The sequence below is a fragment of the Nocardia sp. NBC_01329 genome, assembly GCF_035956715.1.
Lineage (GTDB): Bacteria > Actinomycetota > Actinomycetes > Mycobacteriales > Mycobacteriaceae > Nocardia.
Window position 1 is genome coordinate 6,238,403 of record NZ_CP108381.1, and the last position, 22,562, is coordinate 6,260,964.

Sequence of the window (22,562 nt, forward strand, 5' to 3'; positions counted from 1 at the left end):
AGTGGTGAGGTTGATGAACGGCCGAGACCGAGCGATCAGCCCCCGAGCTTGTAACCCCGGTGCAGCGCGACCACTCCGCCGGTCAGGTTCCGCCATTTCGCGCCCGACCATCCCGCCTCTGCCACCCGGCGTCCCAGCTGCCGCTGGTTGGGCCAGGCTCGGATGGATTCGGCCAGGTAGACGTAGGCATCCGGATTGCTGCTCACCGCCCGGGCAACCTTCGGGAGCGCCTTCATCAGGTACTCCATGTAGAGGGTTTTGAAGCCCGGGATCACCGGTGTGGAGAACTCACAGATCACCAGCCTGCCGCCGGGTTTGGTGACCCGCAGCATCTCCCGTAGCGCGAGATCGATATCGGCGACATTGCGCAGGCCGAACGAGATGGTCACCGCGTCGAAGGAGCTGTCGGCGAAGGGCAGTGCCATGGCGTCCCCGGCGACCATGGGCACCTTCCGGAACCGGCCCGCGGCCAGCATGCCCTGGGAGAAATCGGTAGCCACACACCAAGCGCCGGACCGGCCCAGTTCCACCGTGGAGACCCCGGTGCCGGCGGCCAGGTCGAGCACCCGCTCGCCGGGTCGCGGAGCGATGGCCTTACGGGTCAACCAGCGCCAATAACGGTCCTGGCCGGCCGAGATCACGGTGTTGGTCAGGTCGTATCGTCGCGCCACCCCGTCGAACATCGACGCGACCTCGTGCGGTTGCTTGTCCAGCGAGGCCCGGACCGATTGTGTTTTCACCACGTCCCGACCCTAATGGGCACGGCTGGGCAAAGCCCATCCACAGTCCGCGCCCGGCCGGAGCACAGGCGGCGGTGGCCCTGATGGAATCGGCTGAACAGGCCTGTCTACAGTCCGGGCCCGGCCGGTCTGCCGCGCCCGGTCAGGCGGAGCGCGGTAATCGGTGTTCGGTGCCGATCACCTCGGCGTAGTGATCCAAGAGTTCGGTGCAGATGGCCGGCCAGGTGCGGTGCAGAACCGATTTACGGGCTGCCGCGGCGAATCGGTTGCGCAGCGGCGCATCGCCTAGCGCGGCGACCGTGCTGGGCAGCAATTCGGTGAAGTCGCTCACCGGCAGCAGATAGCCGTTGCGGCAGTGCGCGATCAGATCTCGGGGGCCGCCGGCATCGGGTCCGATCACCGGAACCCCGGAGGACAGCGCTTCCTGTACCGCCTGACAGAACGTCTCGTGCTCACCCGAATGCACCATCACGTCCAGGCTCGAATAGGCACGGGCGAGTTCGCTGCCGCCGAGTTCGCCGGTGAAGATCGCATTCGGCAGCAGGCCGGCGAGTTTCTGCCGCTCGGGCCCGTCACCGACGATCACCAGCCGCACCGACGGGTCGTGGGCCAGTGCCGCGAGCCGCTCTACATGCTTTTCCGGCGCCAAGCGGCCGACGAACCCCACCAGCAGCCGGTCGGTGCCGCCGAGCCATTCCTCGCGCAGTTCCGTGCTCCGCGCGGTCGGGGTGAACCGGACCGTATCGACCCCGCGGCCCCATTTGTGAACCCGCGGGATCCCGTGCCGGGCCAGATCCTCGACGGCCGCGCTCGACGGGGCCAGCGTCCGGACCGCACCCTCATGGATCCGCCGGGTCCAGCCCCACGCGGCGCGGCCCGCCAGGCCCAGTCCGTAGCTCTTCGCGAATCCCGCTATATCGGTCTGGTACACGGCCACCGTGGGCAGGTCCAGCCGTACCGCCGCTGCCAGGCCACCGGCACCGAGCAGGAACGGTGAGGCCAGATGAACCACATCGGGATGGAAATCCGCCAGGACTCCGATCATGCCCGGCTGCGGCAGCCCCACCGGCAGCGAACTGATCTTCGGCACCATTACCGCCGGGACCCGGTGAATCGGAAACCTGCCGTGCGATCGGGGTGCGGGCGGCGACCCGCGGGGAGTATCGGGCGCGATGACGAGAACTTCGTGACCGTGCCGGTCCAGATGATCCAGCACCTGCAGCACCGAGTTCACGACGCCGTTCATCTCAGGCAGAAATGACTCCGCAACGATGGCTACGCGCACCCGGTCAGTCTGCGCGGTTGTGGTCCCCCGGCACGCGACGTCGATATGACGCCGGATCGAAGATCGGGCGAACACTCATCGAACCGGTCGCCGCCCGCATCAGCAACCACAATGCCGGAAGGGTGAGTGCCCAGGTCACGGCCAGTACCGACAGGGCCGGGAGGATCGCGACGCGGACATCACGGCCCGCCACCCGGACCAGATCGGGGTCGGCGCGGCTGTATTCGACATTGATCCGTTCGCCCGCGGTGAGGTTGGTCGGGTAGAGCACGCCGACCTTCGGGTTGTGGGTGACGCCGTCCGGTGTCACGTACATCACGGCCGAGCGCAGCCGTCCGGCCGAAAGCACCTCACCGGTGGTCTCACCCTTGTCGGATTCGATCAGATAGTCGTTGCGCCAGGCCGCCAGGAACAACAGCACCACCAGCACGCTCACCGAGACGGCGGTGATCACCACGCCGACGCATATCTTGCGGAGTCGTTCGGCGCGCGCCGAACGCGGTGCCGGGCCGGCCGTCGGTGCCGGCGCACCGCCGGGCTCCGGGGCCGCGACGAGTGGCTCGGCCACTCCTGCCTGCTCGGCCACGCTGCCTCCTGCGGAATCGTTCTCGGCCGGAGCGGCTCCACCGGCGCGCGCACCGGCCTCCGGGTGACCGGGGTCGCGCGGTTCGCGGCGGCTGGTTTCCGGCACCGCAACAGGCTAGCGGGGTCGGCTAGGGTGAGCGCTCATGGCCCGAAAATTCGGCTTCACGCTGTCCTATCCGATCCCGGTGGCCGATCTGCACGCCGCGCTCACCGGAGAAGAACTGTGGCGCGACCGGTTCGCCGGCGCCCCGACGGCCACCCTCGACCTGTCCCACCCCGGTGGCCCGGGAACCGCTCGCATCGAGATGACCGAGACGATCCGGCAGGACAAGATCCCCGGGATCGTGCGCAAGGTGCTCAAGAGCGAATTGGTCGTCACCCGTATCGATAATTGGCAGGCCCTCACCGGGACCACTGCTGCGGGGACCTTCGAGGGCACCTCGTCGGCGATCTCCTCGGAGATGAAGGGCACCTACGAACTGCGCCCCACCGCCGACGGTTCGGAGATCGTGGTCTCCGGCTCGGTGAAGGTCAAGGTTCCGCTGGTCGGCGGTGCCATCGAGCCCCTTGCCGAACAGTTGCAGCGGCGGGTGGCCGACGGCGAACGCAAGTTCATCGTCAAATGGTTCGAGGAGCACGCCGAAGTCTGATATCCCTCCGGGGCCGTGCGGTAGCGCGCGGCCCCGGACCTACCCGTTTCGCCTCCCGAATCGGGCGCGTAGCCGACGAGGATGCAGACCTCGGTCACGGTGGTGTCGGAGATGATATTTCGACACTCCGGCAGCCGCCGCCATACCGTCTAGGTCCAGCGGCCGGGCGTATTCGCGGTCGACCAGGTCTCGGGCCCGCCGCAGATGCGGCAGCAGATCCAGGGGTATCGGCCGGCCGGTCACGACGGCCTAGCAGAAGGGTGCGAGGTCGTCGAAACGCATCGATGCCCGCCCCGCGGCACGCCAGGCACGGGCGGTGACGTCGACATCCTCGTCGGTGACCAGGTTGCCCATCACCCGGACCGCGGTGCGTTGCAAGAACTTCGAACGCATCACCGGCGGCCCGCCGATCGGGACCATCCGCGGATGGGTGGCCAGGCCCGCGATCCGCCGCGCCACCGAATAGGTGCGGCCGTACTTCGCGCGCAGCAGTTCCGGCCACACCCGGGTCAGATCGGGCTCGTCCAGCAGGTCGGCCAGCATATGCCCACCCTCGAGTCCGTAATCGATCCCCTCACCGTTCAGCGGGTTCACGCAACCGGCGGCGTCGCCCAGCAGCGCCCAGTTGCGGCCCGCGATACCGGACACCGCGCCACCCATCGGCAGTAGCGCCGAGGAAACCGCGCGCACCGAACCACTCAACTCCCATTCCTCGCGGCGCAGCTCCGCATAGTGCTCGAGCAACGGTTTCAGCGCGATATGCGATGGCCTACGTTCGGTGGCCAGCGAACCGACTCCGATGTTCACCTCACCGTTGGCGAGGGGGAAGACCCAGCCGTAGCCGGGCACCAGATCCCCCTCGGCATTCCGCAACTCCAGATGCGAGGTGATCCACTGGTCGTCGCTGCGGCCGGAGGAAATGTAGGCACGCGCCGCCACCCCGTAGGCGTACCGGCGATGCCAGGTGCGGCCGAGCCGTTTACCGACCGGAGAACGAACGCCGTCGGCCACGATCAGGGTCCGGCAGCCGATCTCGTGCGATGCCGCGCCCACCCGGACCGTCACCCCGGTGACACGGTCGCCGTCACGCGCGATATCCACGACCTTCGCGCTGTCGCGCATCCGCGCGCCGGATTTCACGGCTGTTTCACGCAGTTTGTCGTCGAGTTCGGTGCGCGGAATCGCGCTGCCGTAGGTCGGAAACGAACCACCGGGCCAAGGGAGTAGGGCCTCGCCACCGAAACCGGCCATCCGCAGGCCGTGGTTGACGGTATGCGCCCGCACCCATTCGCCCAACCCCAGATGTTCGAGTTCGGCGGTGGCGCGCGGTGTCAGACCGTCGCCACAGGTCTTATCCCTGGGAAAGGTCGCGGAATCCAACAGCAGTACCTCGCGACCCGCGCGGGCGGCCCAGGCCGCGGCCGCCGAACCGGCCGGACCGGCACCCACCACCAGCACCGGTACGTGGGCGGGCAGCGCGTCCCGGTCGGTATCGGATGGCGTGGCTTCGGGTGCACCCATGCGGTCAATAGTTACAGGCCGTCGCCGGTGATGTCGATGGCGGTACGGTGGGCACAGCATGAGCGAGTCAGGCCTGGAGGCTGAAGTGCGATACCTTCGCCTGCTCTCCGGTCTCCGCATCAGTGTGACGACAGCTCGTCGGCCTCGCTCATGCTCAATCAATACAGTGACGGTGTTCATGGGCGTTCCGACGTGAACACGCTAGGTTCATCACCGTGGGGTCGGACGCGTCCTTGGGAGAAGGTATGAGCACATCTGCTGTGAGCGAAGCCGGCACGGTGGTGGCGGGGGTCGACCTCGGGGACCCCGCCCTCGCCGAGACCGTACGCAACGGCCTCGAAGAAGTGGAGAAACTGCTGGTCGAGGAACTGTCCTCCGGGGCGGCCTTCCTCCAGGAAGCGGCACTTCACCTGGCAAAGGCCGGTGGTAAACGGTTCCGGCCGCTGTTCACGATACTCACCGGGCAGCTGGGCCCCCGCCCAGGAGATCCGGACCTCGTCACCGCCGGCACCGTCATCGAACTCGTGCATCTGGCCACGCTGTACCACGACGACGTCATGGACGAAGCCACCATGCGCCGCGGTGCCACGAGCGTGAACTCCCGCTGGGGTAACAGTGTGGCGATCCTGGCCGGCGACTATCTCTTCGCGCACGCCTCCCGGCTCACCTCGACCCTGGGCCCCGATGCCGTGCGCATCATCGCCGAGACCTTCGCCGAACTGGTCACCGGTCAGATGCGCGAAACCATGGGCGCGCGCGAGTCCGCCGACCCGGTGGCGCACTACCTGCGTGTGGTCTGGGAGAAAACCGGTTCGCTGATCGCGGCCTCCGGCCGGTTCGGCGGCACCTTCTCCGGAGGTGACAGCGAGCATGTGGAGCGTCTCGCCCGCCTCGGCGACGCGGTGGGAACCGCCTTCCAGATCTCCGACGACATCATCGATATCTCGTCGGTGTCCGCACAATCCGGCAAAACCCCGGGCACCGACCTACGAGAAGGTGTTCACACCCTCCCAGTCCTCTACGCACTCCGCGAGGAAAGCCCCGACGGCGACCGGCTGCGCACCCTCCTGGCTCGTCCTCTCGAATCCGACGCCGAAGTAGCCGAAGCGCTGGAGCTACTCGCCTGCTCCCCGGGGATGACACGGGCGAAGGAAAAGCTGCGCGATTACGCGGATACTGCCCACGCGGAACTGCGGGCCCTTCCGCCGGGTCCCGCCAACGACGCCTTGGTGCACCTGGTGCAGTACACCATCGAACGCGTCGGCTGACAATGCACTCGCATCCGCTCGCCCCGGTCGCCGCCGCCTGAACGCCTGAACGGGATCGTCGCGCCGTCGTCTCGGCCCACTCGTCCACGCACGTTGTGATGGCCGTCCCTGCGCCGGCCGCTCACCCGTGTCGGATATCGCGGGGGCTGGCGTCGAAGCGATGGCGAAAGGCCGTGCTGAACGCGCTGGCCGAGCCGAAACCCAGCCCCATGGCGAGGTCTGCGATGCCTTGCTCGCGGAAGACGGGATTGCGCAGACGTGAGTAAGCGAGTTGTAGGCGTTCATCCTTGATGAGTTCACGAGGCGTGGTGCCGGCTCGCTGGAGTGCGAGCTGGATTTGCCGCAGAGACCAGCCGAGGTCGTGTGCGATCGTCGTCCCCGTGAGATCGGGATCGGCGGCGTGGGTGCGGATATAGTGCCGGATAGCGCTTTCCAGCTCCGCGAGATGACTCGGGCTGGTGGGAGAGTCCCCGAGGATGTGCATACACAGAAATTCCACCAGGCGGGACGAGACTGTGTCGAACTGATGGCGGGTCATGTTGTCGCCTTCGGCGAACAGCCCCGCGGCGAGGTCGGCGACAACCCGGCCGAGCCCCGAGGTGAGGTCGGCGGGGCGGGCGGGGGGCAGCGCCGTACTGTCCAAGCGGTGTTCGATCTCTCGGTGCGGGATGGTCATCAGCAATCCCTTGCCTTCGCCGAGAGCGAACGCGAAGGGTTTGTCGATGGAGACCAGGCAGCCCACCCCTGCTGGTAGGCGGGCGTGCTGGTCGGCCTGCCAGAGGTCCACCTGTCCGGTGACAGACAGCAGCAGCCGAAAATCGTCGTCGCTATCGGCGCGCACATGTCCAGCGGTGCGGTAATAGGTCACCGGGTCGGACTCCCAGCCGACGAGCTGGTAATCCGCGGTGCGCCGTACGGTCGTGCGACCGTTGAAGTCGTTCCCACCCGGGAAGGCATAGCCCAGACGCCGATGATACGAATTGATCAGCTCGGACCAATAGTCGGCCCGCTCATGCGGGTCGATGATACGAGTTGTAGCGTTCTGGACCGAGACATCTCGATCGTTCACCGCCATCACTTCCCTAGCTCCGCGGCCTGCCTCTGCGCCGGAGCACGTCGTCGATCCGACGAGGCGTTCAGTCTCAGAGTAGTCCGCGGCGGGTTGTGTGGCGTTCGTCGTCTGATAGCGGGCCGATCAAGCGTGCGGCCGAGCATGAAGAGGTCGCGCCGGCCGCGACCGGGTAGTGCAGATCGCGCCTGCTCCGGTGGCGACCACCACCGACCTACGCCGGGGTCGTTCATCCTCGAGGGAGAACCGTCTCCAGGTCCACGCCGTTGTGAACTGCCGCCAACGCCATTGTCGAGGCAGCGCGGGTGTTGAACACCCTCACCTGGAGTCGAATCCATCGGAGGTCAGGCGACGACGCTGTCACCCGATCAGTGGCCGAACGTGCCGGCCGGGTCTGTGTGAGTTGTTCGGCTCAGCGTTCAGGGCTCCAAATACAGGCGCTCATTGGGCAAGCGCGGGTATCGAAGACGGTCATCTTGGACTATCTTGATAGTTCGCGGATGGCGGCGAGCGTGGCAGTCCTGGATGAACAACAACGCCGCGGTGACGCAGGCTACGAAATCGAAACGAACGTTGCCGAGTTGCACTCTGAGGTGCACGTCCGCTTCCTCGGGGCGCGGAGAGGCCGGGCTGTGTGTATGCGGCGCGGGTCTCGTCGTAGGTAGCGAGATCATTGTGATCATCGGATCGCGAAAACACCTGGCGATTTTCCGGGGCGCATCGGTGTTCGCGGCGGCCGTGGCTCGCTCTGAACACTGGACCTGGTACATCTGCCGGGGATTGCGGCCGGATCAGCGGCGGCAGCCGGCGTGCTGTATCCGATAGGCGATTCGATCGCCGAGCGGGAATACAGCTCGAGCTGTTCGCCTGCCCGATAGTTGGGTCGAACGCATATCTCGCTGTGTCTGATATTGCATGACTCCTCCTTGACCTACTCGCTCGAACTGTGGAGTAAATTCATGCTATGAGGCGCACCGAGCAGCGGCCTACCTCTTACGCGAACGGAACGTTACCGCGAGCGCATACGTAACTGTCGAACGAAAAGCCCCTCCGACCCGGTACAAGGGGGTGAGCGTGACAGTCGGTGGCATGCCGCTCATCGCTTTCGACACCGGTGCGTGGCGCCCACTTCTCGGTCGGCGTCGGTGGATCGGGCCCGCCTCGCACCGGAGGCAGCGGCCGACGCAACGCGCCGAAGGCACCGGAACTCACGCGGCGCTGTGGTCGTTGTCGTGCAGTAGCGGTTCTGGCCGAAACTCGCGCGTTCGGTCGCGCGCCACGTATACAGGAGTGCTATGCACGGGCACGGGTTTGCGAATGGGATGAAAACGTTCGGGCTCATGGTCGGACTTTCCACGCTGATAGTGCTGGCGGGGGCGGCGTTCCGGAACACGACCATTCTGGTCGTCGCGGTTCTTCTCGCCGTGGCGATGAACGGTTATGCGTATTTCAACAGCGATAAGCTCGCGTTGAAGGCCATGCGGGCGCAGCCGGTGAGCGAGATCGAGGCGCCGGCGATCTATCGCATAGTGCGTGAGCTGGCGACCATCGCCCGGCAGCCGATGCCGCGGCTGTATATAAGTCCTACGAATGCGCCCAATGCGTTCGCCACCGGACGTAGCCCGCGGCATGCCGCGGTGTGTTGTACCAGCGGTATTCTCCAGATTCTGGACGAGCGGGAATTAAGGGCGGTACTGGGGCACGAACTCTCCCATGTCTACAACCGGGACATTCTGATCTCGTCGGTCGCGGGAGCGATGGCCGCAGTGATTTCCGGACTGGCGAATTTCGCGTATTTCGCGGCGGCGTTCGGTGGTAATCGGGGCGGTTCCGGGCCGAATATCATCGGTGTCCTGCTGGTCTCTCTGCTGGGTCCGATCGCCGCGGGTCTGATCAAACTCGCGGTATCGCGATCGCGGGAATATCAGGCCGACGAGTCGGGCGCGGAACTCACCGGCGATCCGCTCGCGCTGGCTTCGGCGTTGCGCAAGCTGGAGCGCGGGGTGCAGGCGGCACCGTTGCCGCCCGAACCCCGGCTGACCGCGCAATCACATCTGATGATCGCGAACCCGTTCCGCGCCGGTGACCGCATGGCCAAGTTGTTCTCGACACATCCGCCGATGGCGGATCGGATCGCGCGGCTGGAGCAGATGGCCGGTCGCTGAGGGCCCTCGCTCGTGCTGGATCGACGCAGCCGGCTACCGGTAGTTCACGAACTGCAGGGCGATCCCGAAATCGTCGGCTTTGAGCAGTGAGATCACTGCTTGCAGGTCATCGCGTTTTTTGCTGCTGACCCGTAATTCGTCGCCCTGGATCTGCGCTTTGACACCTTTGGGGCCTTCGTCGCGGATCTTCTTGGAAATCTTCTTGGCGTGCTCGGAGTCGATTCCCTGGATCAGCGTCCCGGTGATCTTGTAGGTCTTACCGGAGGCAACCGGGTCGCCGGCGTCGAAGGCCTTGAGGGAGATATCGCGCCGGATGAGCTTCTCCTTGAACACCTCGAGCGCGGCTTTGACCCGCTCCTCGGATTCAGCGGTGAGTACCACTTTGTCCTCGCCGGACCATTCGATTTCCGCACCCGTTCCGCGGAAGTCGTAGCGGGTGTTCAGCTCCTTCTCGGCCTGGTGCAGGGCATTGTCGACCTCCTGCCGCTCGACCTTGCTGACGATGTCGAATGATGAATCGGCCACACTGCGCTCCTGTTCACTGTTGGATCACCCTGGGTGCTTACGCAAGCTACCCGGTCGGCGGCGCGACGCTGTGCCGCCATGGTGATCGGAGCTGTTCGAGCGATCTGGCCAGCGGGTTTGCATTCGGGGTGCGGGTTCGTTGTATCCTGCTGAGCGCACTGAGAAAGCGATCGAAAGATCAAGAGTGCGGGACGAGGCAGGTTGCCCGAGCGGCCAATGGGAGCAGACTGTAAATCTGCCGGTGAAAGCCTACGTAGGTTCGAATCCTACACCTGCCACCACGAACCCCCGCCGGTGAAGACCGGCGGGGGTTCTGTCCGTCCGGGGTCGTTTTCCAAGCGGGGGATGATGGGCCGGTCACTGGAAAATATGCTTTGACCACTCAGTTTGGAGCTCCTGGCGGTGAGTGTGTACTCTCGTTCAAGTCTTCGAGGCAACGGGTACGACTTTGTCGGTTCGCTGCTGAGAGGTCGTGCCCCCTTAGCTCAGTCGGTAGAGCGTTTCCATGGTAAGGAAAAGGTCAACGGTTCGATTCCGTTAGGGGGCTCGCCGGATTGCCGGTGATGTCCCGACTCGGCACTCCAAGCCGCGGCGTCGCCGTCGCAGATGGCGCGTAAGGCGGTGTAGCTCAGGCGGTAGAGCAAACGACTCATAATCGTTGTGTCGCCGGTTCGAGTCCGGCCATCGCTACCCATACTGATTGACCCTCTGGTTGACCGGAAAGAAGGCATATCGTGGCCGCGAAGTCCACCGATGTCCGGCCAAAGATCACCTTGGCCTGCGAGCAGTGCAAGCATCGCAACTACATCACCAAGAAAAACCGGCGCAACGACCCGGATCGGCTGGAACTGAAGAAGTTCTGCCCGAACTGCGGTACGCACCGGGCGCATCGCGAATCCCGCTGATTCTCGCGTGACGCCGCTGCGGTAGCAGCGGGTCCCGAGCGTCCACACGCGTATTCGGCGTGTCGGATGTTCACAGCACCACGGTCGTGTTCCCCACCGGGTTTCCGGCCGAAAGTGCTGGGGGTTCGTATTCCCGCTCGACGGCGGCGTCCTGGTCCTGCGGTGGTTGCGCGAACCACCGATGCCGTGGCCGATCGCCGGCCACGGCAACGATCAGGCGGCTACTCGGCCCTCCTTGGTCACGCCGACTGCTATCTTCAGGCCCGATGTCCAGCCGCCATGCAGACTCCGTGCTGCGGGGTCAGATAGGTACAGTCCTCCCGTGACAATGCACACCGATACAGACGAAGCGGTCGCGACGGATGCGGAGTTCGATCCCGCCGCCCACGCGGCCGCCATGGTCGGTCACCACTATCGTGTGGACGACTACTACGAGGTCGGCCGCGAAAAGGTTCGGGAATACGCTCGCGCTGTTCAGGACAGTCATCCGACACACTGGGACGAAGACATCGCCCTGGAATTCGGCTACGACGGCCTGGTCGCCCCGCTGACCTTCATCTCTCTCATCGGGATCCTCGCTCAACGCAAACTCTTCGAGACGGTCGTCACCGGTTACGACCTGAGCCAGATCATGCAGACCGACCAGATCCTGGAGTTCCACCGGCCCATTGTGGTCGGTGACCAGTTGATCTGCGATGTGCATCTGCACTCGTTCCGGCAGGCCTTCGGTGGCGACATCATCGTCACCAAGAACATCGTCACCGATCAGCGCGACCAACTGGTGCTCACTACCTACACCACGCTGGTCGGCCGCAGCGGCGGCGATATCGACCCGAACCTGAACGACGCCGTCCGCAAGGTGCTCATGCACGGAATGGATGCGTCCGTGCCCGATCACACCCCGCGTACCCGGCACGAGGTCCCGGCTCCGGTCGTGGGCGCAGCGGTGCCGATCCGGTTCGGCCGGGCGTTCGACGATGTCTCGGTCGGTGACGAGCTTCCCACCCGCATCGTCGCCCTGACTCGTGGCGATCTGGTGAACTATGCCGGCGTCTCCGGCGATGCGAATCCCATCCACTGGAGCGACGAGGTCGTCAAACTGGTGGACCTGGACACCTGTGTCGCGCACGGGATGCTCACGATGGGCCTGGGCGGCGGTTTCGTCACCTCCTGGCTGGGCGATCCCGGTGCTGTGAAGGAGTACAACGTCCGGTTCACCAGCCCGGTGTTCGTGAGTGCCACGGAGCCGGCCGAGGTCGAGTACACCGGCAAGGTCAAATCCGTCGATCCGGAGACGAAGACCGCGGTGATCGCGATCGTGGCGAAGTCCGGTGGGCGCAAGATTTTCGGCCGGGCCACGGCTACCGTTCAGTTGTCCTGACCTGGTCGAGCGACCCTGATTGGCTTCCGCCGCCGACCGTGCCGTACACTCGGGATTCTGGGGTCACCAGCCGATGCGCGCTGCTCTGCAAGGCTGGTTCCAGGCGGGGTTCGTTCATATCGGCCACAGTGGCTGAGTAGGCTCGAGCCGATACCGGTTCGACCGGCCCCGCCGATGGGGCCGGCACCTGCCGGAGCGGCGCGCGTGTTGTGTGACACCAGCGCCGATAATTGAATATCGCAGTGTGGTTGTAACTCGCGACGGTGTCGGAGTTCAGCCGAAGGGGCGTAGCTCAAATGGCAGAGCAGCGGTCTCCAAAACCGCAGGTTGCAGGTTCAAGTCCTGTCGCCCCTGCCCTGGATGCCGGCGATGAGAGAGGATCGACGTGACCGACGAGCGGGACACCCGCCGCGGCGGGTACGGCGCCGACGACGGCGATGACGCCGCCGCCCCGGCGCAGCGGCCGAGCGGAAAGCGCTCCGCTCGCCGGGGCCGGTCCGCCTCATTGGGCGCGTCCGATACCGGTTCGATCGCGACCATCGATCGACCCACGCGCAAGTCCGAGGCCAAATCCGGCCGGACCGACCGCGAACGGTCCCGGAATCCGTTCAAGCGTTTGTTCAAGTTCCTGCGTGAGGTGATCGCGGAACTGCGGAAGGTTATCTGGCCCAACCGGAAGCAGATGATCACCTATACGACCGTTGTTCTGGTGTTCGTGGTCTTCATGGTCGCGTTCATCAGCGGGTTGGATCTGGCGTTCATCAAGGGTGTCGACTGGTTGTTCGGTTAGCCAGGCGATATCGGAGCCGGTAACCGATCCGCGCCGCGGGCCGGACGGAGCCCTACGCCGCACCCGAACCCCGGCATGCAGAGGATGCACGTGACGACACAGGAAGCGAGTGCCCAGTGAGCACCCCGGAGAACGACACCACCGACGAGTTCCCGGTCGACGATCAGACGGCCGAGGAGGCCGCCGTATCCGTCGAGGAGCCGGCGTCCGACGCCGAGCCCGAGGCTGGCGACGAGGCCGCACCCGCATCCGTCGACGCGGAAGAGCCGGACCCGGTCGAGCAGATGAAAGCCGCTCTGCGGCGCGCTCCCGGCGACTGGTACGTCATCCACTCCTATGCCGGTTACGAGAACAAGGTGAAGACCAACCTCGAAACCCGTGTGCAGAACCTGGACCTGGAGGACTACATCTTCCAGGTGGAGGTGCCCACCCAAGAGAAAACCGAGATCAAGAACGGCCAGCGCAAGAGCGTCAACGAGAAGCTGCTGCCGGGCTACATCCTGGTCCGGATGGACCTGAACGACGAATCGTGGGGCGCGGTCCGCAACACCCCGGGCGTCACCGGTTTCGTGGGCGCGACATCGCGCCCCTCGCCGCTGACCATCAACGAGGTCGTGAAATTCCTGGTCCCGGTCTCGCAGCAGAAGAAGGCGCCCGCGTCGGCTGCCGCATCCGGAGGTACGGAGAGCGGCGGCGAGACCAAGGCTCGGCCCACCATCGAGGTCGATTTCGAGGTCGGCGAATCGGTGACCGTGATGGACGGTCCGTTCGCGACACTGCCTGCCACCATCTCCGAGGTCAACGCCGAGCAGCAGAAGCTCAAGGTGCTCGTCTCGATCTTCGGGCGTGAGACTCCGGTCGAGCTGGAATTCACCAAGGTCGCCAAGATCTAGTCGGCGGCGCCTGTGTTTCCCGGGGCCGTGAGTCCCGGGTCGGAACTTGCAGAGAGCAAGGAACACCACACCCTAGGAAAGAAAGATGCCCCCCAAGAAGAAGAAGCTCGCCGGGATCATCAAGCTTCAGATCCAGGCCGGCGCCGCGAATCCGGCTCCCCCGGTGGGTCCGGCGCTCGGTCAGCACGGCGTCAACATCATGGAGTTCTGCAAGGCGTACAACGCCGCGACCGAATCGCAGCGCGGTAACGTCATCCCGGTCGAGATCTCGGTGTACGAGGACCGGTCCTTCGACTTCAAGCTGAAGACACCGCCCGCCGCCCGGCTGCTGCTGAAGGCCGCCGGTGTGCAGAAGGGTTCGCCCGAGCCGCACCGCAACAAGGTCGCCACGGTGACCATGGACCAGGTGCGCGAGATCGCCAAGACCAAGCAGGAAGATCTGAACGCCAACGATATCGACCAGGCGGCCAAGATCATCGCGGGTACGGCGCGTTCGATGGGTATCACCGTCGAAGGCTGAGTGTCAGTGCTGGGGGAGGTGCGATACCTCCGCCTTCGCCAGGCCGCCGCGGTCGGTTATGACAGGCCGTTGTAGGCGCAGCGAAGCCATATATCGCGATCCCGCTTTCGGTGGGAGGGCCGGCCAGGCCCGATAACCACAGCTGAACCACGACTTGCGGCGTGAACGCCGGGCGCTCAGGCGGTTACTTGTGTGATCACGAGCGCCCCGGGAACGTCGCCGACAGAATCAGGACAGAGAAACATGGCAAAACGAAGCAAGGCGTACCTCGCCGCCGCCGAGAAGGTCGATCGCGACACGCTCTACACGCCGCTGGCAGCGGCCCGGCTGGCCAAGGAAACCGCCACCACGAAGACGGATGCGACCGTCGAGGTCGCGATCCGGCTCGGCGTTGATCCTCGTAAGGCCGACCAGATGGTTCGCGGCACCGTGAACCTGCCGCACGGCACCGGTAAAACCGCCCGCGTCATCGTGTTCGCGGCCGGTGAGAAGGCGGCCGAGGCGGAAGCCGCGGGTGCCGACGCTGTGGGCGCCGAGGATCTGATCGAGCGGATCCAGGGCGGCTGGCTGGATTTCGACGCCGCGATCGCCACTCCCGACCAGATGGCCAAGGTCGGCCGAATCGCGCGTGTCCTGGGCCCGCGCGGTCTCATGCCGAACCCGAAGACCGGCACGGTCACGACCGATGTGACCAAGGCGGTCAACGACATCAAGGGCGGCAAGATCAACTTCCGGGTCGACAAGCAGGCCAACCTGCATTTCGTCATCGGTAAGGCGTCGTTCGACGACAACAAGCTGGTGGAGAACTACGGTGCCGCGCTGGACGAGATCCTGCGGGCCAAGCCGTCGACCGCCAAGGGGCGTTACGTCAAGAAGGTGACGGTCTCGACGAACACCGGACCGGGCATCCCGGTGGACCCGAACCGCACCCGCAACCTCCTGGAGGAGGACGCGTAAGCGTCGCCTGTAAAGCGAAGTACCGCAAAACGGCGGGAGCGTCTCCGACGCTCCCGCCGTTTTGCGCATCCGGTGTCGTCCCGGCACCCGACCACCGGCGGGACCGAGCGCAGTGCGGACTGATTACCGGGCATCGGCGGTTACTCCGTGGTGTGACGGCGGTTCTGCTGATTTCCGGAAGTACGAGAGCGGGGTCGACCAACACAGCCGCCCTGCGCACCGTCGAGGCCCTCGCGCCGGACGGGATCCGGGCCCGGTGCTACGGCGGATCGGTGGAATTGCCCGCGTACTTTCCGGACGCCGTCAGCGTCCACCCCGCGGTGCGGGAACTGCGGGGGCGATCGGCCGCGGCAGACGCGGTCCTGTTCTGCACTCCCGAATACGCGGGCACGCTGCCGGGAAGTGCACGCTGCCGGGAAGTCTGAAGAATCTGCTGGACTGGGCCGTGGGTACCAGCGATCTGTGCGGGAAATCGGCGGCCCGGTCGACCCGCTACGCGACCGTTTTGCCAGATGAGGAACTGTCCGGGTATGCTCGATCCGGTTGTCGACCAGTTCGACACCACCAATCCGTTCTACCGAAGACCGTTGGTCGTCGATTCCTCGTGGAATCGGTCGAAGGTCCGGCGAGAGTGCCGGCGGCCCGCGCAGGGAGAGCCGAGGCTGGAATCCGACACGGGTTATCCGTGTGGAGGTTTCCTTACGCGCCCCGGAACGCTCTGCGTTCGGGGCGCTTGTTCTTTCGCCGGCCCCTGATCGGTAGGGCATATCCATACCGACATCAGAGAGGAGGCGAAGTATGGCGAAACCCGAAAAGGTTGCCGCGGTCGCGGAGATCACCGAGCAGTTCAAGGGCTCGACGGCCGCAGTCGTCACGGAATACCGTGGCCTGTCCGTCGGCGCGCTCACCGAACTGCGTCGTGCGCTCGGTGCCGACGCCACGTACTCCGTCGCCAAGAACACCCTGGTGAAGCGCGCTGCGGCCGAGGCCGGCGTGGAGGGTCTCGACGATCTGTTCGTCGGACCCACCGCGATTGCGTTCATCTCCGGTGAACCGGTCGACGCCGCCAAGGCGCTGAAGACCTTCGCGAAGGACAACAAGGCGCTCATCATCAAGGGCGGCTACATGGACGGCGCTGCGCTGTCCGTGTCCGAGGTCGAGCGGATCGCCGACCTGGAGTCCCGCGAGGTCCTGCTGGCCAAGCTGGCCGGTGCCATGAAAGGCAACCTGGCCAAGGCCGCCGGTCTGTTCAACGCTCCCGCCTCGCAGGTGGCCCGCCTGGCCGCCGCGCTGCAGGAGAAGAAGCAGGCCACCGGCGGCGAAGCCGCCGCAGAGTAACAGCGCGGAGACTCCGCTGAGGCTCGCGTCACTATTCGCGGAACGGTCGACTCCGGCTCGCCCGCACAGACATTCACCATCGAAAGGAAACAACAATGGCCAACGTTGACGAGCTGCTCGAAACCTTCGGCAACATGACCCTGCTCGAGCTGTCGGACTTCGTCAAGAAGTTCGAGGAGAAGTTCGAGGTCACCGCTGCTGCTCCGGTCGCCGTCGCCGCCGCCGGTGCCGCCCCGGCCGCCGCCGACGCCGCCGAGGAGCAGGACGAGTTCGACGTCATCCTCGAGGGTGCCGGCGATAAGAAGATCCAGGTCATCAAGGTGGTCCGTGAGATCGTCTCCGGCCTGGGCCTGAAAGAGGCCAAGGATCTCGTCGAGGGCGCGCCGAAGCCGATCCTGGAGAAGGTGGCCAAGGATGCCGCCGAAGCCGCCAAGGAGAAGCTGGAAGCCGCCGGCGCCAAGGTTTCGGTCAAGTAATACGACCGGCTACGACCGGCATTGCCGGAAACGGGCGGTCCCTTTCGGGGCCGCCCGTTTTCTCGTCTTCCGCCCGTTTTCTCAGGTGCTGGTTAACGGCCATTCTGCCGTTTCGAGATCGGCGGCGATGGTTACTCTTCGGTCAGGTCGGGTGTGCTATGGACGTGCCATGGGTTACAGTGACCGGACTCGCTGTGACGTGACGCACCGCTTCCGGGTCTGCGGTGCCAAGCGGGTAGCTCGCTGAGAAATGTGGAGGTTGGCGTGGGCGTCGAGGTCAGGACCGAGAGTGTAACCAAGTCGTTCGGTTCACAACGGATTTGGCAGGACGTTTCTATTACCCTGCCTGCCGGTGAGGTCAGCGCGCTGCTGGGCCCGTCGGGTACCGGTAAGTCCGTATTCCTGAAGTCGCTCATCGGCCTGCTGCGGCCCGAACGCGGCTCCATCTTCATCGGTGGTACCGATATCACCACCTGCTCCAACAAGGAGCTCTACGAGATCCGGAAACTCTTCGGTGTGCTGTTCCAGGACGGTGCGCTGTTCGGTTCGATGAATCTCTTCGACAACGTGGCCTTCCCGCTGCGCGAGCACACGAAGAAGTCCGAATCCGACATCCGCAAGATCGTCATGGAGAAACTCGAGCTCACCGGTCTGCTCGGTGCCGAGGGCAAACTCCCCGGCGAGATCTCCGGCGGTATGCGTAAACGCGCCGGACTGGCCCGGGCACTCGTGCTCGACCCCCAGATCATCTTGGTCGACGAGCCCGACTCCGGCCTGGACCCGGTCCGTACCTCCTACTTGAGCCAGCTGCTCATCGATATCAACGCTCAGATCGATGCCACGATTCTGATCGTGACCCACAACATCAACCTGGCTCGTACCGTGCCGGACAACATCGGCATGCTGTTCCGCCGCCAACTGGTGATGTTCGGCCCGCGTGAGGTGCTGCTCACCAGTGAAGAGCCGGTGGTCAAGCAGTTCCTCAACGGTCGCATGATCGGCCCCATCGGTATGTCCGAGGAAAAGGACGAAGCCCAGATGGCGCGCGAGCAGGCCATGGTGGACGCCGGCCATCACCACGGTGGTGCCGAAGAGGTCGACGGCATCATCCCGCAGATGAAGGCCCAGCCGGGTATGCCGGTGCGGCAGGCGGTGGAGCGGCGTAAGAACCGGGTGCGTGAGACCATGCATACCCTGCCGCACGCCGCGCAGGTCGCCATCCGGGAGTCGCTCGATCAGAACGACGAGACGATGGTCATGTCCTACAACTCGGGTCAGCGCGGCAGCGGTGACAGCGGTAACGATTTCCCGGGGTCGGATTTCGACACCATGCAGTACCCCAGGGTGTAATAAACGAGCTTGTTTCCAGAGCAGCGCGTCGGGTTCGTACCCGGCGCGCTGTTTCGTGGTCCCGAGCCGTTCGGCAGGGGTGCCGCGGGCGCGTATCCGGCTGGAACAGGGGCGATACGGGCGATCGTTACTGATCTTGTATCGCGCCCGGAGATTTGAAGGACGCCAGGTCGGCACGGGCACTTGACGAGTTTCGCCGGACCAGTCACGCTATTGGTGGCGGCTTCGGCCGCCGTCGGTAGTGGACACCCGCCAGCGCCGAATTCGTTGTCGGAGGCACCGCCCGTGGTCCGGAACCCAGCCAGCGGAACCGGCCCGGCGCGTCAGCCACGCAACGCTTCGGCGGGGTGGTACTTTGACACCTCCGTATAGGTAGGTGTAGGTTTGGACGTTGCGCTGGCTGCCTCCTGTCCATTCCTTGATCGCACTACGAAAGTTCCACCCTTCCGGTGATGCTTCCGTTGTTTGCTGTTCGAGTCTCGTTCGGGTTGTGACCAGCGAGAATCCCAAAATGTAGCAGACAAGCGACGGTCGCGGACCACCACGCGACGCGCGTGAGGTGCTGGAAGGACGCATCTTGGCAGTCTCCACCCAGACAAGCGCCAATACGAAGCTGGGAGTTTCGGGGGGTATACCCGGGGCTCCATTGCGGGTGTCTTTCGCGAAGATCCGGGAGCCGCTGGAGGTGCCCGGACTTCTCGATCTACAAACGGAATCTTTCGCCTGGTTGGTCGGCACGCCGGATTGGCGTGAGCGCGCTGCCGCTCGCGGTGACGGCGGGCTGGTCGGCGGGCTCGAGGAGGTTCTCGAGGAACTCTCCCCGATCGAGGATTTCTCCGGCTCGATGTCCCTGTCTTTCTCCGACCCTCGTTTCGAAGAGGTCAAGGCCTCCATCGACGAGTGCAAAGACAAAGATATGACCTACGCGGCGCCGTTGTTCGTCACCGCGGAGTTCATCAACAACAACACCGGCGAGATCAAGAGCCAGACGGTTTTCATGGGTGATTTCCCGATGATGACCGATAAAGGCACCTTCATCATCAACGGCACCGAGCGTGTCGTGGTCTCCCAGTTGGTGCGTTCGCCGGGCGTGTACTTCGATCACTCGGTCGACAAGAGCACCGAAAAGGATCTGCACAGCGTCCGGGTCATCCCGAGCCGTGGTGCATGGCTCGAGTTCGACGTCGACAAGCGCGATACCGTCGGTGTGCGTATCGACCGCAAGCGTCGTCAGCCGGTGACCGTGCTGCTCAAGGCCCTCGGCTGGACCGCTGAGGAGATCTCCGAGCGCTTCGGGTTCTCCGAGATCATGATGTCCACCCTGGAGAAGGACAACACGGCCGGCCAGGACGAGGCGCTGCTCGATATCTACCGCAAGCTACGCCCGGGCGAACCGCCCACCAAGGAGTCCGCGCAGACCCTGTTGGAGAACCTGTTCTTCAAGGAGAAGCGCTACGACCTCGCGCGCGTCGGTCGCTACAAGATCAACAAGAAGCTCGGTCTGCATCCGGGTGAGGCCATCGACGGGTCCACGCTGACCCGCGAGGACATCGTCTCGACCATCGAATACCTGGTGCGGCTGCACGCCGGCGACCGGATGATGACCGCCCCCGGCGGTGTCGAGGTGCCGGTCGGCGTGGACGATATCGACCACTTCGGTAACCGTCGCCTGCGCACCGTGGGCGAACTGATCCAGAATCAGATCCGGGTCGGTCTGTCCCGGATGGAGCGCGTGGTCCGCGAGCGGATGACCACCCAGGACGTCGAGGCGATCACGCCGCAAACCCTGATCAACATCCGCCCCGTCGTGGCCGCGATCAAGGAGTTCTTCGGAACCTCCCAGCTCTCGCAGTTCATGGACCAGAACAACCCGCTGTCGGGTCTGACCCACAAGCGCCGCCTCTCGGCGCTGGGCCCCGGCGGTCTGTCCCGTGAACGCGCGGGCCTCGAGGTCCGTGACGTGCACCCCTCGCACTACGGCCGCATGTGCCCGATCGAGACTCCGGAAGGCCCGAACATCGGCCTGATCGGTTCGCTGTCGGTGTACGCGCGGGTCAATCCGTTCGGTTTCATCGAGACGCCGTACCGCAAGGTGATCGACGGCCGGGTGACCGACGAGGTCAAGTACCTCACCGCCGACGAAGAGGACCGGCACGTCCGAGCCCAGGCGAACTCGGCAGTCGACGCCGACGGCAATTTCGTCGAGGACCGGGTGCTGTGCCGCCGCGGTAACGAGGAGATGGAATTCGTCGACACCAGCGAGGTCGACTACATGGATGTTTCGCCGCGCCAGATGGTGTCGGTGGCGACGGCCATGATTCCGTTCCTGGAGCACGATGACGCCAACCGTGCCTTGATGGGTGCGAATATGCAGCGTCAGGCTGTGCCGTTGATCCGTTCGGAATCCCCTGTGGTGGGTACCGGTATGGAACTGCGGGCGGCGGTCGATGCCGGTGATGTCGTGGTCAACGACAAGCCCGGTGTGGTCGAGGAGGTTTCCGCCGACTACGTGACCGTGATGGCCGACGACGGCACCCGTAAGTCCTATCGGATGCGGAAGTTCGCGCGGTCGAATCAGGGCACGTGTGCCAATCAGCGTCCGATCGTGGACGAGGGTCAGCGGGTCGAGCGTGGTCAGGTCCTGGCCGACGGTCCGTGCACCGAGAACGGTGAGATGGCTCTCGGTAAGAATCTGCTCGTGGCGATCATGCCGTGGGAAGGCCACAACTACGAGGACGCGATCATCCTGTCGCAGCGCCTCGTCGAGGACGACGTTCTCACCTCGATTCATATCGAGGAGCACGAGATCGACGCCCGCGACACCAAGCTGGGTGCCGAGGAGATCACCCGCGATATCCCGAACGTTTCCGATGAGGTCCTCGCCGATCTCGACGAGCGCGGGATCGTGCGGATCGGTGCCGAGGTCCGTGACGGGGACATCCTGGTCGGAAAGGTCACCCCGAAAGGTGAGACCGAGCTGACCCCGGAAGAGCGGTTGTTGCGCGCGATCTTCGGTGAGAAGGCGCGGGAAGTGCGTGACACTTCGTTGAAGGTGCCCCACGGTGAGTCGGGGAAGGTGATCGGTATCCGGGTGTTCTCCCGTGATGACGATGATGACCTGCCTCCCGGTGTGAACGAGTTGGTCCGGGTTTATGTGGCGCAGAAGCGCAAGATCCAGGACGGTGACAAGCTCGCGGGTCGGCACGGCAACAAGGGCGTCATCGGCAAGATCCTCCCCACCGAGGACATGCCGTTCATGCCAGACGGCACCCCGGTCGACATTATTTTGAACACCCATGGTGTGCCGCGTCGTATGAATATCGGGCAGATCCTGGAAACCCACCTCGGCTGGATCGGTAAAGCCGGTTGGGAAGTCGATGTGGCAGCCGATGGCACCCGTCCGGAATGGGCGAAGGCGCTGCCGGAGGAAATGCTGGCTGCTCCGGCCGACTCCAATATCGCGACCCCCGTCTTCGACGGTGCGCGTGAGGAGGAGCTGACCGGGCTGCTGGCCTCGACCCGACCCAACCGCGACGGTGACCGCATGGTCGACGACGACGGTAAGTCGACGTTGTTCGACGGTCGTTCGGGTGAGCCGTTCCCGTATCCGGTGGCGGTGGGCTACATGTACATCCTGAAGCTGCACCACCTGGTCGACGACAAGATCCACGCGCGGTCGACCGGTCCGTACTCGATGATCACCCAGCAGCCGCTCGGTGGTAAGGCGCAGTTCGGTGGTCAGCGTTTCGGTGAGATGGAGTGCTGGGCCATGCAGGCCTACGGTGCTGCCTACACGCTGCAGGAACTGCTGACCATCAAATCCGACGATGTGGTGGGCCGGGTGAAGGTCTACGAGGCGATCGTCAAGGGCGAGAACATTCCGGAGCCCGGAATCCCGGAATCGTTCAAGGTTCTGCTCAAGGAACTCCAGTCACTGTGCCTCAACGTCGAGGTGCTGTCCTCCGACGGCGCGGCCATCGAGATGCGCGACGGCGACGACGAGGATCTCGAGCGGGCGGCGGCCAATCTGGGTATCAACCTGTCCCGGAACGAAGCGGCAACCGTCGACGATCTGGCGAACTAGGGCGTTGGCCGGGTGCCGTAGCCGGATTGCGGCTCGGTGCTCGGCCTCCGCGTTCGAATC

General features: G+C 64.8%; 20 protein-coding genes, 4 tRNA genes and 1 pseudogene. 18 read left to right on the forward strand and 7 right to left on the reverse strand.

Features of this window, described 5'->3' with window-relative positions:
- Nucleotides 1-35: 35 nt before the first annotated feature.
- From OG405_RS28440 to OG405_RS28450, 3 genes are all read right to left on the reverse strand, one after another.
- Nucleotides 36-683: a demethylmenaquinone methyltransferase gene (locus OG405_RS28440; RefSeq protein ID WP_327152565.1), complete on the reverse strand. Its 648-nt coding sequence runs from the start codon at nucleotides 681-683 to the stop codon at nucleotides 36-38.
- Nucleotides 684-882: 199 nt separating this feature from the next.
- On the reverse strand, nucleotides 883-2,025 hold the full coding sequence (locus OG405_RS28445; RefSeq protein WP_327149478.1) for a glycosyltransferase family 4 protein: 1,143 nt from the start codon (nucleotides 2,023-2,025) through the stop codon (nucleotides 883-885).
- Nucleotides 2,026-2,029: 4 nt separating this feature from the next.
- The gene (locus tag OG405_RS28450) at nucleotides 2,030-2,494 is read right to left on the reverse strand and encodes a DUF3592 domain-containing protein (RefSeq protein ID WP_327152566.1); all 465 of its coding nucleotides are present in this window, start codon (nucleotides 2,492-2,494) and stop codon (nucleotides 2,030-2,032) included.
- A gap of 259 nt (nucleotides 2,495-2,753) precedes the next feature.
- On the opposite strand from OG405_RS28450, the gene OG405_RS28455 reads away from it, so the two are divergent.
- Nucleotides 2,754-3,260, forward strand: coding sequence for a DUF2505 domain-containing protein (locus OG405_RS28455; protein ID WP_327149479.1), 507 nt, complete (start codon nucleotides 2,754-2,756; stop codon nucleotides 3,258-3,260).
- A gap of 111 nt (nucleotides 3,261-3,371) precedes the next feature.
- Here the strand turns inward: OG405_RS28455 and OG405_RS28460 are convergent.
- Together OG405_RS28460 and OG405_RS28465 are read right to left on the reverse strand one after the other, a co-directional pair.
- Nucleotides 3,372-3,488: pseudogene (locus OG405_RS28460) on the reverse strand (helix-turn-helix transcriptional regulator); the annotation flags it as partial.
- Nucleotides 3,489-3,509: 21 nt separating this feature from the next.
- Nucleotides 3,510-4,781 carry a geranylgeranyl reductase family protein gene (locus tag OG405_RS28465; protein ID WP_327149480.1) on the reverse strand — a complete coding sequence of 424 codons (1,272 nt, stop codon included), beginning with the start codon at nucleotides 4,779-4,781 and terminating at the stop codon, nucleotides 3,510-3,512.
- A 245-nt stretch (nucleotides 4,782-5,026) separates the two neighbouring features.
- Here OG405_RS28465 and OG405_RS28470 point away from each other — a divergent pair, with 245 nt between their 5' ends.
- On the forward strand, nucleotides 5,027-6,049 hold the full coding sequence (locus OG405_RS28470; RefSeq protein ID WP_327149481.1) for a polyprenyl synthetase family protein: 1,023 nt from the start codon (nucleotides 5,027-5,029) through the stop codon (nucleotides 6,047-6,049).
- A 121-nt stretch (nucleotides 6,050-6,170) separates the two neighbouring features.
- Here the strand turns inward: OG405_RS28470 and OG405_RS28475 are convergent, their stop codons facing one another.
- Nucleotides 6,171-7,124 carry an AraC family transcriptional regulator gene (locus OG405_RS28475; protein ID WP_327149482.1) on the reverse strand — a complete coding sequence of 318 codons (954 nt, stop codon included), beginning with the start codon at nucleotides 7,122-7,124 and terminating at the stop codon, nucleotides 6,171-6,173.
- A 1,289-nt stretch (nucleotides 7,125-8,413) separates the two neighbouring features.
- Here OG405_RS28475 and htpX point away from each other — a divergent pair.
- The gene (htpX, locus tag OG405_RS28480) at nucleotides 8,414-9,283 is read left to right on the forward strand and encodes a zinc metalloprotease HtpX (RefSeq protein WP_327149483.1); all 870 of its coding nucleotides are present in this window, start codon (nucleotides 8,414-8,416) and stop codon (nucleotides 9,281-9,283) included.
- A 33-nt stretch (nucleotides 9,284-9,316) separates the two neighbouring features.
- Here htpX and OG405_RS28485 read toward each other — a convergent pair whose 3' ends face one another.
- Nucleotides 9,317-9,808: a YajQ family cyclic di-GMP-binding protein gene (locus OG405_RS28485; RefSeq protein ID WP_327149484.1), complete on the reverse strand. Its 492-nt coding sequence runs from the start codon at nucleotides 9,806-9,808 to the stop codon at nucleotides 9,317-9,319.
- 195 nt (nucleotides 9,809-10,003) lie between these two features.
- Between OG405_RS28485 and OG405_RS28490 the strand changes: the two genes are divergently transcribed.
- The 15 genes from OG405_RS28490 to rpoB all read left to right on the forward strand — a co-directional run bounded on the left by OG405_RS28490 (nucleotide 10,004) and on the right by rpoB (nucleotide 22,502).
- Nucleotides 10,004-10,089, forward strand: a tRNA-Tyr gene (locus OG405_RS28490).
- Between the two features lie 193 nt (nucleotides 10,090-10,282).
- Nucleotides 10,283-10,355, forward strand: a tRNA-Thr gene (locus OG405_RS28495).
- 70 nt (nucleotides 10,356-10,425) lie between these two features.
- A tRNA-Met gene (locus OG405_RS28500) sits at nucleotides 10,426-10,498 on the forward strand.
- A 44-nt stretch (nucleotides 10,499-10,542) separates the two neighbouring features.
- Nucleotides 10,543-10,713: a 50S ribosomal protein L33 gene (gene rpmG / locus OG405_RS28505; protein WP_011211653.1), complete on the forward strand. Its 171-nt coding sequence runs from the start codon at nucleotides 10,543-10,545 to the stop codon at nucleotides 10,711-10,713.
- A gap of 328 nt (nucleotides 10,714-11,041) precedes the next feature.
- Nucleotides 11,042-12,094 (forward strand): fused (3R)-hydroxyacyl-ACP dehydratase subunits HadA/HadB, encoded by a 1,053-nt coding sequence (locus tag OG405_RS28510; protein WP_327152567.1) that lies wholly within the window; start codon nucleotides 11,042-11,044, stop codon nucleotides 12,092-12,094.
- A gap of 281 nt (nucleotides 12,095-12,375) precedes the next feature.
- Nucleotides 12,376-12,448: transfer RNA gene (locus OG405_RS28515), tRNA-Trp, on the forward strand.
- Between the two features lie 31 nt (nucleotides 12,449-12,479).
- Nucleotides 12,480-12,884, forward strand: coding sequence for a preprotein translocase subunit SecE (gene secE / locus OG405_RS28520; RefSeq protein ID WP_327149485.1), 405 nt, complete (start codon nucleotides 12,480-12,482; stop codon nucleotides 12,882-12,884).
- Between the two features lie 116 nt (nucleotides 12,885-13,000).
- Entirely contained in the window at nucleotides 13,001-13,777 is a 777-nt protein-coding gene (gene nusG / locus OG405_RS28525; RefSeq protein WP_327149486.1) for a transcription termination/antitermination protein NusG, read from the forward strand.
- A gap of 85 nt (nucleotides 13,778-13,862) precedes the next feature.
- The gene (gene rplK / locus OG405_RS28530; protein ID WP_327149487.1) at nucleotides 13,863-14,297 is read left to right on the forward strand and encodes a 50S ribosomal protein L11; all 435 of its coding nucleotides are present in this window, start codon (nucleotides 13,863-13,865) and stop codon (nucleotides 14,295-14,297) included.
- Nucleotides 14,298-14,540: 243 nt separating this feature from the next.
- A complete protein-coding gene (gene rplA / locus OG405_RS28535) occupies nucleotides 14,541-15,254 on the forward strand; it encodes a 50S ribosomal protein L1 (protein ID WP_327149488.1) in 714 nt (237 codons plus the stop codon).
- Nucleotides 15,255-15,406: 152 nt separating this feature from the next.
- Nucleotides 15,407-15,679 carry an NADPH-dependent FMN reductase gene (locus OG405_RS28540; RefSeq protein WP_327149489.1) on the forward strand — a complete coding sequence of 91 codons (273 nt, stop codon included), beginning with the start codon at nucleotides 15,407-15,409 and terminating at the stop codon, nucleotides 15,677-15,679.
- A 373-nt stretch (nucleotides 15,680-16,052) separates the two neighbouring features.
- Nucleotides 16,053-16,592 (forward strand): 50S ribosomal protein L10, encoded by a 540-nt coding sequence (rplJ, locus tag OG405_RS28545; protein ID WP_327149490.1) that lies wholly within the window; start codon nucleotides 16,053-16,055, stop codon nucleotides 16,590-16,592.
- Nucleotides 16,593-16,687: 95 nt separating this feature from the next.
- Nucleotides 16,688-17,068: a 50S ribosomal protein L7/L12 gene (gene rplL, locus OG405_RS28550; protein ID WP_327149491.1), complete on the forward strand. Its 381-nt coding sequence runs from the start codon at nucleotides 16,688-16,690 to the stop codon at nucleotides 17,066-17,068.
- Nucleotides 17,069-17,332: 264 nt separating this feature from the next.
- Nucleotides 17,333-18,418, forward strand: coding sequence for an ABC transporter ATP-binding protein (locus tag OG405_RS28555; RefSeq protein ID WP_327149492.1), 1,086 nt, complete (start codon nucleotides 17,333-17,335; stop codon nucleotides 18,416-18,418).
- Between the two features lie 559 nt (nucleotides 18,419-18,977).
- A complete protein-coding gene (rpoB, locus tag OG405_RS28560; protein WP_327149493.1) occupies nucleotides 18,978-22,502 on the forward strand; it encodes a DNA-directed RNA polymerase subunit beta in 3,525 nt (1,174 codons plus the stop codon).
- Nucleotides 22,503-22,562 lie beyond the last annotated feature (60 nt).

Excerpts from the sequence above, each read along its gene's own strand:
- OG405_RS28440 (WP_327152565.1), bottom strand. The coding sequence starts at position 683 with ATGTTCGACGGGGTGGCGCGACGATACGACCTGACCAACACCGTGATC.
- OG405_RS28455 (WP_327149479.1), top strand. The coding sequence starts at position 2,754 with ATGGCCCGAAAATTCGGCTTCACGCTGTCCTATCCGATCCCGGTGGCC.
- OG405_RS28465 (WP_327149480.1), bottom strand. The coding sequence starts at position 4,781 with ATGGGTGCACCCGAAGCCACGCCATCCGATACCGACCGGGACGCGCTG.
- OG405_RS28470 (WP_327149481.1), top strand. The coding sequence starts at position 5,027 with ATGAGCACATCTGCTGTGAGCGAAGCCGGCACGGTGGTGGCGGGGGTC.
- OG405_RS28475 (WP_327149482.1), bottom strand. The coding sequence starts at position 7,124 with ATGGCGGTGAACGATCGAGATGTCTCGGTCCAGAACGCTACAACTCGT.
- htpX (WP_327149483.1), top strand. The coding sequence starts at position 8,414 with ATGCACGGGCACGGGTTTGCGAATGGGATGAAAACGTTCGGGCTCATG.
- OG405_RS28510 (WP_327152567.1), top strand. The coding sequence starts at position 11,042 with ATGCACACCGATACAGACGAAGCGGTCGCGACGGATGCGGAGTTCGAT.
- rplK (WP_327149487.1), top strand. The coding sequence starts at position 13,863 with ATGCCCCCCAAGAAGAAGAAGCTCGCCGGGATCATCAAGCTTCAGATC.
- rplA (WP_327149488.1), top strand. The coding sequence starts at position 14,541 with ATGGCAAAACGAAGCAAGGCGTACCTCGCCGCCGCCGAGAAGGTCGAT.
- rplJ (WP_327149490.1), top strand. The coding sequence starts at position 16,053 with ATGGCGAAACCCGAAAAGGTTGCCGCGGTCGCGGAGATCACCGAGCAG.
- rplL (WP_327149491.1), top strand. The coding sequence starts at position 16,688 with ATGGCCAACGTTGACGAGCTGCTCGAAACCTTCGGCAACATGACCCTG.